The sequence below is a fragment of the Microbulbifer sp. ABF4_143 genome (genome assembly GCF_056160225.1).
Genome location: NZ_JBSWWT010000013.1, coordinates 113,661 through 126,257, shown reverse-complemented (window position 1 = coordinate 126,257; position 12,597 = coordinate 113,661). Strand labels below are relative to the sequence as shown.

The 12,597-nt window shown below is 49.3% G+C and carries 9 protein-coding genes; 3 read left to right on the top strand and 6 right to left on the bottom strand.

Going from position 1 to position 12,597, the window contains the following annotated elements; translation table 11 throughout:
• From ACXAF3_RS12100 to ACXAF3_RS12090, 3 genes are all read left to right on the top strand, one after another.
• Positions 1-1,735: RHS repeat domain-containing protein (locus tag ACXAF3_RS12100; RefSeq protein WP_475112562.1), on the top strand; the 1,735-nt coding region annotated here is incomplete at its 5' end.
• Between the two features lies 1 nt (position 1,736).
• A complete protein-coding gene (locus tag ACXAF3_RS12095; protein WP_475112561.1) occupies positions 1,737-1,979 on the top strand; it encodes a hypothetical protein in 243 nt (80 codons plus the stop codon).
• Between the two features lie 342 nt (positions 1,980-2,321).
• A complete protein-coding gene (locus ACXAF3_RS12090) occupies positions 2,322-2,693 on the top strand; it encodes a hypothetical protein (RefSeq protein WP_475112560.1) in 372 nt (123 codons plus the stop codon).
• A gap of 459 nt (positions 2,694-3,152) precedes the next feature.
• On the opposite strand, the gene ACXAF3_RS12085 is transcribed toward ACXAF3_RS12090, so the two are convergent.
• The 6 genes from ACXAF3_RS12085 to rfbB form a co-directional block, all read right to left on the bottom strand.
• Complete coding sequence (locus ACXAF3_RS12085; RefSeq protein WP_475112559.1) at positions 3,153-5,405, bottom strand: glycosyltransferase family 2 protein; 2,253 nt, start codon at positions 5,403-5,405, stop codon at positions 3,153-3,155.
• 36 nt (positions 5,406-5,441) lie between these two features.
• Positions 5,442-6,401 carry a sulfotransferase family 2 domain-containing protein gene (locus ACXAF3_RS12080; RefSeq protein ID WP_475112558.1) on the bottom strand — a complete coding sequence of 320 codons (960 nt, stop codon included), beginning with the start codon at positions 6,399-6,401 and terminating at the stop codon, positions 5,442-5,444.
• 90 nt (positions 6,402-6,491) lie between these two features.
• A complete protein-coding gene (locus ACXAF3_RS12075; RefSeq protein WP_475112557.1) occupies positions 6,492-7,199 on the bottom strand; it encodes an acyltransferase in 708 nt (235 codons plus the stop codon).
• A gap of 163 nt (positions 7,200-7,362) precedes the next feature.
• Entirely contained in the window at positions 7,363-8,136 is a 774-nt protein-coding gene (locus tag ACXAF3_RS12070) for a Stf0 family sulfotransferase (RefSeq protein WP_475112556.1), read from the bottom strand.
• Positions 8,133-11,396 carry a rhamnosyltransferase WsaF family glycosyltransferase gene (locus ACXAF3_RS12065; protein WP_475112554.1) on the bottom strand — a complete coding sequence of 1,088 codons (3,264 nt, stop codon included), beginning with the start codon at positions 11,394-11,396 and terminating at the stop codon, positions 8,133-8,135. Before ACXAF3_RS12065 ends, ACXAF3_RS12070 begins: the two co-directional genes overlap by 4 nt.
• A 10-nt stretch (positions 11,397-11,406) precedes the next feature.
• On the bottom strand, positions 11,407-12,510 hold the full coding sequence (rfbB, locus tag ACXAF3_RS12060; protein WP_475112553.1) for a dTDP-glucose 4,6-dehydratase: 1,104 nt from the start codon (positions 12,508-12,510) through the stop codon (positions 11,407-11,409).
• Between the last annotated feature and the right edge of the window lie 87 nt (positions 12,511-12,597).

Sequence of the window (12,597 nt, the reverse complement as noted above, 5' to 3'; positions counted from 1 at the left end):
GCGCAAACTGCGCTGGGAATACGACCCCTGCGGCCGCGTCACCGCCGACTGGCAGGATCAGATACAGATTCGCCACCGCTACGACGCCGCCGGCAACCGTGTCGCCACAATGCTGCCGGACGGCGAAGTGCTGAAGTTCGCCTACAACCCGTCCGGCCAGTTCGAAAGCCTGCACCGCAGCGGCAACGGAGAGGAGCAGCTGCTCGCCGCCATTGCGCGCGACGACCTGGGCCGCGAAGTGCGGCGCCAGCACGGCAACGGCCTAGTCGGCGAGCGCGACTACGACCCGCAGGGCCGCCTCCACAAAATGCGCCTCGGCAAGGCCGCCGGCCCGGTGGAAGATCCCCTACCCGAAAACAGGCCGCGGGCGCTGCTGCACGAACGCGGCTACAGCTACAACGCCGCCGGTCAGCTGGCGCAGATAGAAGACAGCCTGCGCGGCACCCGCAGATACCACTACGACGCCCTCGACCGCCTCACCCAGGTGGAGGGCCCCAACCCCGAACACTTCGTCCACGACCCGGCCCACAACATCCTCGCCGCCGCCGGCTCCGCCGAGGAAGCCCAACAGCAGGCCGGCGAAACCCAGGTCAGCGGCAACCGCCTCGCCTTCCGCGGCGACACCCACTACCGCTACGACGCCCACGGCAACCGCATCGCCGCCCTCAGGGGCAAGGGCCAGAAGCTGCAGACCCGCTACCACTACAACAGCCGCCAACAGCTGGTGCGCGTCGAACAGATCAAGGTAGCGGAAAACGGCGAAGAGCAGCTGCAGCGGGAGACCCACTACCAGTACGACCCACTGGGCCGCCGCATCGCCAAGACCGACGCCGAAAAACACATCGACTTCCTCTGGGACGGCGACGTGCTGCTGCGGGAAACCGCGCGCGATCCCCACACAGGCCAGGACCTGAAGGCGCGCACCTACTACTTCGAACCCGGCACCTTCAAACCCATCGCCCTGTGCGAAGACGGCGAGGTGTACCACTACCACCTGGACCACCTGGGCACCCCGGATGCGCTGACCGACAGCAAGGGGGAGATTGCCTGGAGCGTCAGCTACAGGACTTACGGTAATGTGGCCGTCGAGTACTGCACCCGGATAGAGCAGCCGATTCGCTTTCAGGGGCAGTACTTCGATGAAGAGAGCGGGCTGCATTACAACCGGTTTAGGTACTATGATCCAAGAATTGGAAAATTTATAAGTCAAGATCCAGTAGGATTGTTGGGCGGTGTCAACAATTATCAGTACGCACCTAATCCGATCTCTTGGGTTGACCCCTATGGGTTGACCTGCAAAGAGGACGCTCTTCAAGATCCCGCCCTAGAAACGGAGATAAAAACTTTCCCGGGCGAGCCATGGGAAGGCGTCGCAAAGCAAGAAAACTCTATAAAAGCTCTAGAGGCAAGGAGAAAAGTTGCTGAAGGAGCGCCGTTATACAGAATTGGAAAAATGGGTAAAAGCGACGCGACTGAAGCTCAGTTTTGGGCCATAGAGCCGCCTAACTCACCAGGTTATGCCGCAAGGTATGGGATACCAAAAGAGAATGTAGAATCTGCTGATTTTTATGAAATTGGAAGATTGAAACCAGGGGCGGAGTTTGTAACCAGATCCGCCCCACCAGACCCCAAGGGTATAAATCCAGGCGGATCAATCGAGGTTGTTGTGAACGCAAAGGACGTTCAAGTCGAATATTTCGGGGCTAATGTAACGACCCCCTACACAGGAAACTGACATGTCTGAAAACCTTTGGGAACAGATACAGTACTTCGAACGCACATTAAAGAATTATGGGTTTGAAAATGAGGAAATTAAATTAAAAGAAGCTCTTGAATTCAGCACCAGCAGTAGCGAACTTTACTTCAAGACCTCTGGCATTTTAAAGTTTTTCCTATCAAAGAATGTATGCAATGACGAAATTGCTCTCCAGAGACTAAAAAAATTAGATCTTGAAATTGATAAGCTATTAGAAAGTTAAACAGAAATCCTTAATACCGGTGCGAAAAAACCATTTAATAATGAGCCCAAAGCAAGAATCTCAAGCTTACGAAAACTCCTAGGAACCTGGTGACAAGTATGTCCATTCTTAGCCAAGAAAAACGGATGATCAATGACAGCCCACGGGGTCACGATTTTTCTGACAACCAAGACTTCTTGGAGACTCCCCCGAAGAACTCAGACTACTTAAATGATATTGGCGGTCCCAGAGCTGTTGGTGGAGCCAGACAGAGAACCATCAAAGACTGGGTTACTGTTGGAGACAAAGTAGAAGGAGTCACCAGACTGGCCCCTTCAATTAAGCCAACACCGGAGTAAAAAGATGTCGACTGATGAAATCAAGAGAAATTTAATAGATGTACTAATGGATAGATACACATATTGCAGAAACACGCGAGGAAACGAATACGCCGTTTACGATGACCTTGAAAGTAGATTCATAAACAAAAATAGCAAGCAGGATGTTTTATCTGCTTTTTTTGACGCAATATTATCCATCCCCAGTGAAAAAATTTCTGGCCTTCTTTGGCTTGCATCAGCATATAATATTCAACTTCACAAAATACTCCCAAAAGCACTTCCAATAATTTCATCTACTGACAAGAAAATAAAGCTGCTGAAATTTCTTGTAAATAAAATTGAACTGTGTCCAGAAGAAGAGTTCTCAACCTATTCAGACAAGGAAAAAACTTGATAATTAATGAACTGAAAACAAACAACCTAAGATTCTCGAACAAAGTATCCGATGTGTTAAGCGGGTAGATGAATGTCCTCTTGCACGGCCTTCAATAGAAAGTTGAATTTAATCTTTTTACTTTCTGACGCATCTGATCCAGCTGCCAGATTAAAGATAATCGCACCAGATGGCAGCGAACTTGACTCACTCCAACCACCAGATAATTTTGATTTTTATTATCTATCCACCCACCCTGATTTGGGCGTTTCTGTGGTCTGTGTATGCGAAAAGCCAGTAGACGGGTGGCAAGACTGGCATTTTGGCTATGATCCACAAAAGAGAGCATTATTTCGTTATTGTCCAGCTCGTTAAAAAATCCAAAAATCGACTTAAAGAGAGATATAGAGAGGATATGAAAAAGTGGTGAGCCGCTCGTATGCGGCCTTCCGTGGCCTCGCTAGCTGAATCCCCGGAAGCTCACGCCAGTGAAAAGTCCTCGTGCGCCAGGGTCAAATTCGGATTATAGGCCGGGTCCCTATCCAACAACTGCCCCCAGCGCTCGCGCATATAAGCAGTCTCCGCAGCCATTCTGCGCCGCTTGGCGAAGGTGTCGTCGGCACCGCGGGAAACAGACTCGTGGTGGTAGAGCTCGGCATAAGGAGTCCAGAGGTTGCGGTAGCCCGCCTCACGCACCTTCAGGCACAGATCCACGTCGTTGAAGGCCACTGGTAGATTCTTCTCATCCAACCCGCCCACCTCCTCGAATATCGCTTTCCTCACAAGCAGGCAGGCGCCAGTTACCGCCGACAGATTCTGCACCAGACTCAGGCGGGCAAAATAGCCATGCTCTTCCCTGCCAAAGTGCTTGTGCGCATGATTGGCTACACCACCTACCCCAAGGATCACACCTCCGTGCTGAATAGTGTCATTAGGGTAATAGAGCTTGGCGCCCACGCAGCCGATTTCCGGGCGGCAAGCCTGGCTTACCATTTCCGTCAACCAGTCGCTATTGACAGGCTCGATATCGTTGTTGATAAGCCCAAGGATCTTGCCCTGCGCATGACGGGCCCCGAAATTATTGATTGCAGAATAATTAAACGGGTGATCCCAACGGTAAATTCGAACCCGTGGATCAACCCTTACCTTATCCAAATAATCCAGAGTTTCCTTACAGGTAGACTGGTTATCCAGGATCAGAAGCTCAAAATTTTCATATGCTGTCAAAGACAAAATTGTGTCCACACAGGGCTGCAGTATGTCACAGCGATCACGGGTTGGCACAAGCAGGCTGACGAGAGGCTTCTCCTTCGGCAGACCCCAGCGTACGCGGTAGGTGTTAGGCACAAAACCCCGCTCCACTTGCGCATCCAGTCCCTGAGATGCAACATAGTGTTTCAGTGCTGCGATGCCGGCCTCAGTTGTGTAGCTCTTCTCACCATCATCCATTGCTGTCGACCCTTCTATCGCCCGCCAGTGATAGAGAATTTCTGGGATATGGGCGACATTATCGGCACTCAGGTAGGGCATGCAGCGCAGCAGTAAGTCGTGGTCCTGGCTACCCTCGACCCCCGTACGCACCCCCCCTACCCTCCTGACCAGATCTGCCTTGAGCACGGTCAAGTGACAAATATAGTTGTTGGACAGCAACAGGTCCGGATTCCAGTCTGGCTTGAAATGAGGATCAAAGCGATAGCCGGCCCGGTTGATTTTGTCTTCGTCACTGTAAATCAGTTGCACCTGCGGTGATCTAGCAATTTCTTCACAAACTCGCTGCAGGGCGTGAGGCGCCAGGGTATCATCGTGATCAAGGAAGGTGATATAGTCCCCTTTTGCCAATTCCAGCGCGCTGTTGCTCGTCGCCGAGATATGACCATTCTCGGAGCGAAATACCACATGAATACGCGGATCACGAGCCCGGTATGCGGAAAGACACTTCCGCACTCGGGGATCCGGCGAAGCATCGTCGGCTATACACAGCTGCCAATTGGGGTAGGACTGCGCCAGCACCGAATCTATACACGCTCGCAGAAACTCGATCTCGGTGTTGTAAGTAGGGAGGACTATGGAAATCAAGGGTCCGTGTACAGAGGACGCGGACTGTGCGGCGGCCAGCCTTGGCGCCTCAACCTGCTCGATCCACTCCCGGTAGTCCCGTCCCCGACATCTGCGGGTAAAGGTTTCCGCATAATAGGCGAGGCCGAGATCAAGCCAACCGCAGTGCGACGCCTTCGCATCGGTTTTCAGGCGCGCCAACACCTCTTGCCTGTTGAGCCCGCGAAATCCAGGATGCTTAGCGGCCAGTCGCCTTGCCAGCAACCCATGTGCAAACCATGGCGCCAGAGGTACCAGTTTCAGATGTTCAACACTGAACAGTCCCGTCTCTTCCAGTGGGTCAAATCGGAGACTACGTACCACTTTCGGGAAGTACAGCAGCCGCTTTACAAGCTGATCAGAGTTACTAACGAGTGAGAAGCGTTGTTCCTCGCTATAGCCGGAACCGGTATTTATGTAAACACTAGCATTCACACTGTCGCAATTGTGGCGCAGCCGCAATTCCAGCATGTACCAGCCCGGCAGCAGCGGTCGCTTGGCTACGGCAAATTGCGGATCCGCGCCCTTGGAGCGCCACTGAAAGTCTTTTTCTCCACCTTCTAACTGCTCGATATCGGCGACTGGCCTAAGCTGAGAGGCCAGGTTGATACAAAACAGGGTTCTGATAAATTTAACCACAATATCCCAACCCTCTTATTATTGACCTCAATGGCTTCAAGCCCGAGCCTGCAACATCCAGGGCGAATGGACCAGAGGCTGCCCGGTAGAAGCTATAACGCATTCGACCTTCTCACCGACTTTCAGCATTCCTGTATCGATGGAAAAGCCCACAAACCCACCGCGCCCAATACCCTTTTCACGCAACCCAGGTCTATACTGATTGGCCAAGGCTTCGCCAATCACGTGCCCTCCGGCCCGAGCCTGAATCAGTACTGGATCATCTCCTTGATCAGCCAGTGCCCAACCATGCAGCCGACCGTTGTCCTGCTGGGTAATTGCGCCGGAGACAAAACTCTGTTCCGAATTAGCCAAACGCAAGCGCCATTCGAACTGAGCACTGATTTTTTCATACAGCTGAATATCTGCCGCATTCAGTTTTCGCAATTCAGCCTCTTGCTCCGCAGACAGCTCATAGGCTTTGTTCAGATCCGCCCGCCCCCTATTCTCCTGTAGATCTGGGATCTCAACACCGTATTTGCAGTTAAATAAATCAAGGGATTCAGTATATCTCTCGGTCAATCCGATGAAACCGATGGCCGGCCAAGGGATTTGTACCAGAGCGCGATGTTGACGATTGATATTGTGAGGAGCTCGATAAAACTCTGCGAAATCTCCCTTATAGCTATAGTGGCGCACAACGTGATGGTACTCAGAAACGATCCTTTGTAACGGCTCGCGCACGAAAGTAATCATCCGCGCCACACCAAACAACGGCGCATAGTCAATGGCCCGTATATGTCCGGTCAGAAACTCATAACCCTCCTTATCAAAGGCCTTCTTGAATTTCCACTTGTCTGGCGTTTTCACCAACCATCTATTGACGATCTCACTGGTTTCCGAGGATTTGGGCCCATAGTCCCGACATACACGCGCACGCCCCCAGTAAGCGTCGGCACCGAGACGAAAACTAGTGCCCGCCGTCTTCGGAATATGGATAAATACTATTGGACTCACTACAACCCAAACCCATCAACCATTAAACGTAAGGATTCCGACACCAAACACTGCATAAAAGAAAAAGGCAAAAAAATAAACTGGACACCACTAAGCTTCAACCAAATTAAATTCATAGATGTATCTCTTAGAATACTGATCTAACGTATTAGGCATTCGACACCAAGTGTGGTTCTCCTTAATTACACGTGCAGGAACACCTGCCGCAATAACTTTTTCTGGGATCTTACTCGTTACCGTTGTCCCTGTTCCAATCACTGAACCACTTCCAATACTGGCACTTGCTGTAAGCGTAGACTTTCTACCCAGCCAAACATGATCTCCAAGTACAACTGAGTTGTACTTATTGTTAACGATTATCCCTCTCTCCAAATCAACTATTCCATGCTGATCCGAGCACTGGACTAGGACATTATCGGAGAACATACAATCCTCACCACAAATAAACTCCGCTCGATCACAAATGATACGAACTCCATTTGAGGTAGTTTCGGGACCAATTACGACCTTGCTAGCTCTCCACAATCGAATATCATAGGACCCCGAACTTCCTTTACCTAGAAAAACCTCACACCCATCATTACTCAAAAAAATAGTAATGCTTCCGAAAACACTCCCTATAGTAATATCGGCATTCGAAACAACAGGCTTTCCACCATGCCTTTTAAGTTTTACCTTTAGGCGACCAACCCTTATCGCATCCAGTGATTCATCACTAACTTTCAGCACGCATGAGCTATCAAAACCTCCTTCGACTAGAATATCCTCTGGCAACCCATCAAAACTAAAACACTTCATATCTCTTTTCGCTCACATATTGCATGCAGACCAAACTTATAAAACACAACAACCGCCTAGATCCGATAGTATACACACGAAAACCTTCCCTCTTTGCCAGAAGCACTACGCCTGGCAAGTTCATTTTCAATCAGCAAAAAGTCAAAACCTTTAGGAATCCAACTCAAAGCTTTTCATTTTCCTCAAACAACTCTGACAAATACTCTACTGCAAACTCATCATTTTTGCTATTCGAAAGCCTTTTTATATTCCGATCTTCTGGAAGACTCGAGATATTTATATCTATCCCAGTATAATTAGAAACACGGTTAAGATAGCTCGGATATGCTCTGCAAACCTGTTCATAATGGAGCTCAAGCGGAGAGTGAACTCCCCAACTAGCTAAAACCTCATCCCAAAGAAGCGACTCTTTAGAAATATTTATCACCTCTTTATCCAATTCGATGCGCGAGTATTGAATTTTCTGATTATAATCTTGGCCTCCCTTTAAGAGATTTCCGGGTCTAAACTCTGCGTTGCTGTCCTTGAGAGCATGGTTCACCCCCGTACTCTTTGCAATCACTCTTGATATAGCCTGCCTCACAACACCGTCTCTCTTAATCCTAATAAATATTGCGTCTTTGAAAAGAGATCTGACCCTGGGAAAAATAATATCCTCACCCCCATGATCAATACCTGTGTCACGCAAACACATTTCTATACTGTTTAACTGGTTTGCCATTACTTTAATAGCTGAAACCCCATTTTCTGTCATTGAAGACTTCAAAATAGAATCAAAGTACTGAAGCCAATTTGACTTTTTAGAAGGCTCCCACGGAATAAAATATTCTTCCGGTTTCCCCAGCACTCCTGAATTTCTAAAATCTTCAACTATCATTGTGGAACCACATCGTTGCGTGGCACACAAAACAATCAGTTTGTTTCTTTTAACACTCATATGTTAGCCTTGCTGTAACCAATAATTTTTCTTTTATTGGCGTTCAAACGCCTTTCTATTAGGTCCTTTGGGACTCGAGCCGACTCTGCCCACTTCACATCAAAAGCATTAAGATCTCTTATAGCTTGATCGACCTTACTTGACTCAACCATTACATACCCGAAAACATCGCGAAAAAATTCCGCCTCTTCAAATGCACGCTTTTCAACGTCCCCTTCATCAAAATCATGTGAGTGATAAACAACGGCTTGACACGCATATACTTTTCCGTAACCTGCCTTAATTATTTCCCACGCCCATGCCTGATCCTCTCCAAATTTAACCTCTGGGTATGGAATCTTTTCCCATACGGAGCGTCGCATACAAGAGTTATTATCGCTATAGAAGTGTAGTAGCTGCCTCCAGCCAATATCGCCGGAGCCCCACTTAGACTTATCCGTATTCTTTGATACACAGATCGGATGCTTTAGAAATCCGGAAAAGTGATGATCTAAGTCACGCTTCGTAAATGGATCAGCCTCCGGCCATGCCAAATGTTTGCCAAATGCTCCGGCCGCCTCTGGAAAATGCTCTAAATGGGCAACTAGGTTATACAGCCAATATTCATCTTTTGGCAGCGCGTCCTGGGTCAGAATCGCTATATATTCTCCCTCGGTAAGGCTGATCCCCAGGTTACGGGTTCGCCCATGTTGGAACTCGGAGTTCTGGATCTGGTGTAATTTTATGCCTTTCCTACTTTGGATAAACTCAACAGTACCATCTTCAGACCCACTATCTACCACAAGGATCTCATACGGCCAAGGCGTATTCTGATTTTCTAGTGCCATAATGACGCGCTTGAAGACTTCGCCACCATTCCAGGTAGGGATAACCACCGAAGCCTTCACAGATTTCGCAGCAAGATTGTCAGACTTTATCGCTCTGAAGCCAAGATCCTCCAGGCGGGTTAGTAGTGCCTGCTCGACATCCCGAGCGGCCTTTTCCCAAGTAAACTGGGATACCCAATCCAATGCCTTCAATGCCTGCTTAGCCATGCGAACTGGATCACAAATGACTTCCGCCAATTGATTAGCCATATCCCTAGGATTTGGTGAAACGAGAGTGACAACATCCTCGGGGAAAATAGCTCTGGTACTTTCCACATCAAGCTCCACCAAAGGCAGACCACAGGCCATCATTTCCTGTGGAATTAAAGAATAATTCGTAGCCGAGAATACAACTCCCAAATCACAATTCCTGTACAGCTCAGCTAACTCGTCGGGACTCCTGATACCATGATCAACACAGTCAAATGGAGCCTCGTCGAATGGCAAATTCGCACCAAAACAGTGAACTTCTATATCCAGGCCCTTCTTCGCCAATGCCTCCAAGGCCAGGAAGCCAAGTTCCACTGCCCGTCTAGAAGTAAAGTGTCGCGCATAGAAGGCAATCTTCGTCCTACCATCCGATTTACTCCGCCGATCCTCAGGATGGTAGACGCTCCGGTCAACCGCAAGCCAGAACTCACTGGCCCAGCGCCCATACCTTTCTTCCATCAACCCCTTCAACCAAGGGCTCGCACAGATACAATCCACGTCAGTTGAATAAGTCATCCTAGCGGCAATAGCGTAGCTTCCCTGTGGATAAAACTCAGGTTCGTGGTCCTGGACAAAATAAAATCGACGCTTAAAGCCCGGCGCAGCGTTGACGTAACTGACCGACCCCCAGTCGGTCGCCATTATTATATCGCCGCTACCAAAATCAGGATCTTCCCCAACAAATTTAACTTGGCCCTGAACAACCTGAAAATACTTTACAATATTGTCGTACGCTTCTTCAGGCGTACCGTGCATCGTCGGGTTGTATATCCAGACTGTATTTCTGTGCCCAAAGAATTCGAGAAAACGGATGATCCTGAATATGGTCATATGGCCACCCGCTCCGGGGGAAAAGTCCGGAATTACCCAATGGATATCTAGTCTTTTGGGGTCAAACTCTTTGGACAGAGGAGCAAGATCGATAGGAATCTGATCTAGCAAGGCACGCAACGAAGCATCTGTTACTAGCTTAGCATCTCCAGATCGCTTCAGTCGGCCACCGGACGATGGATTCTGTACACCTACTTCGGTTACCTTGTTCCCATTCCTCTTCCCTTCTTCCAAATAGTGCTTCAGCGGTTCGAAATCATAACTCCCGCCAAAATATTTCTCTCGGTACCGAACGCCATCAAATCTTGGTGATGGGTTGTGGTCTTTCTTCCAGCCTTCTCGAGCATAGTACAGGAGAGGATTTTCACCTTTCGGAATATACTCCCCATATGTTTCCACATACCATTTAGTATCAAAGTATGGATTTGGGTTTCTCCCTTCATCCGCCCCAAACACAAGATAATGCTCGTACAGATTTAACCCGGAGTCACGCAAATCTTCGTACTGGTTCTCATACCACTCTTTTAAGAACAATCCGCAATCTTCTAGTTCGACGCAAGCAGCAGTCGAATGGACAGGACTAATCGCACGCTGTTCATTAACTCCGAACTCAATATAGTGTCGAAGCGGGTCGACCCCTGCCGCTTTGACATCTGGATTTCTTCTGAGATACCGTTGAGCATCGAACTCCTGAGATGGATTTATCGCAGCCTTCCAACCAAACTTCACGTAATGTAATAGTGGTGGAAGCTCGTTAAAGTTACCCAGTTGATGTAACTGATACCACTCTGGATCAAAATATGGATTTGGGCGCCTCCCTTCTTTCCACCCAAAAAGACAGTAATGCTCTAGCGCATTGACACCAGAATCACGAAGATCGGAATGCGCCCGCATATACCACTCTTCGTCAAATAATCCACTCGCTCTTACTTCAAACTTAATCTGCTCCAAGGACAGCTTTTCAGGGAATCCATATTTCCCCTGAGAAACCCCAATATATATATAGTGTTTTAAAGGATCATTCTCTGATCCGGGATTTTCGCGGGTATACTCATCCACAGACAGCCCCAAAGATGTATTAGGTTTCTTTGATCTTTTAATATAATCTAACAGCGGACACTCTTCGGACTTTTCATTTCCACAAATATTTTCGATATACCAACGCGTGTCAAAATAAGGGTTGGGATTCTTATTTTCTTTCCACCCTATATAAAAATAATGCTCTACCGCCGTAGTCTCCGCTGGATTCACATCGGAATACTCGAAAAAATACCAATCTTCAAGAACGAGCCCAGAGTCTTTGACTACTTGCAGGCCATTAGATTCTGTCAACCCCAAAAATCTTAACAACATCCTTTCCCCCTTAGCGCTGGTACTGTTTGTTCATCCATTCCTGGTAGCTACCATTCATTACAGCCAGCCACCAGCTTTCGTTGTCGAGATACCAGTTCAGTGTTTTCCGGATACCGGTCTCGAAGCTCTCCAGTGGCCTGTAGCCGAGTTCATCATTCGACTTGCGCGGGTCTATCGCGTAGCGGCGGTCGTGGCCGGCCCTGTCGGTGACGAAGGTGATCAGCTCCTGCGCCTGCCCCCGATGCGCCTTTGTTGCGCTCGGGTACTTTTCCGCCAGCGAAGAATTCTTCGCGAATTCTTGGTTCATCAAATCGCAGATGAGCCTGACGATATCGATATTGGCCCACTCGTTAATACCGCCAATGTTGTAGCACTCACCCAAGCGCCCCTTTTTAATCACCAGGTCGATTCCCCGCGCGTGATCTTCCACATACAGCCAGTCGCGGATCTGCTTGCCGTCGCCGTAGATGGGCAGCGGCTTGTCCTGCAGTATGTTGGTGATCACCAGCGGAATCAGTTTCTCCGGGAAGTGGTAGGGCCCGTAGTTGTTGGAGCAGTTGCTGGTGGTTACCCGCAGTCCGTAGGTGTGGTGGTAGGCGCGCACCAGGTGGTCGGACGCTGCCTTGCTGGCCGAGTAGGGGCTGTTCGGGGCGTAGGGCGTTGTTTCGCTGAACGGCGGATCATTCGGACCCAGGGTGCCGTAGACCTCGTCGGTGGAGACGTGGTGGAAGCGGTGATTTTCCTTGTTCAAACCTTCGTCCAGCCAGATATTCTTGGCGGCCTTGAGCAGGCTGTGGGTGCCGATGATATTGGTTTCTATAAAGGCATCCGGGCCGGTGATGGACCTGTCCACGTGGCTCTCGGCGGCGAAGTGCACCAATGTGTCTATGCGGTGTTCCTTGAGCAGGGTTTCCACCAGCGGGGTATCGCAGATGTTGCCGTGGCAGAAGTAGAAGTTCGGGTTCTGCGCTACGGGTTCCAGGTTGGCCTTGTTGCCGGCGTAGGTGAGGGCGTCCAGCACTACGACCTTGTCTTGGGGATAGGTTTTCATCCAGTAGTGGACGAAGTTTGCGCCTATAAAGCCGGCGCCGCCGGTGACCAGTAGGTTGCTCATTTTCTTGCTGTGGTTTCTTTCTAAATTTGTGACTGATTTAAGGTTTTTGGTTTCTCACCGGGGTAGTATTTAGCCTGTGGCGTTTCT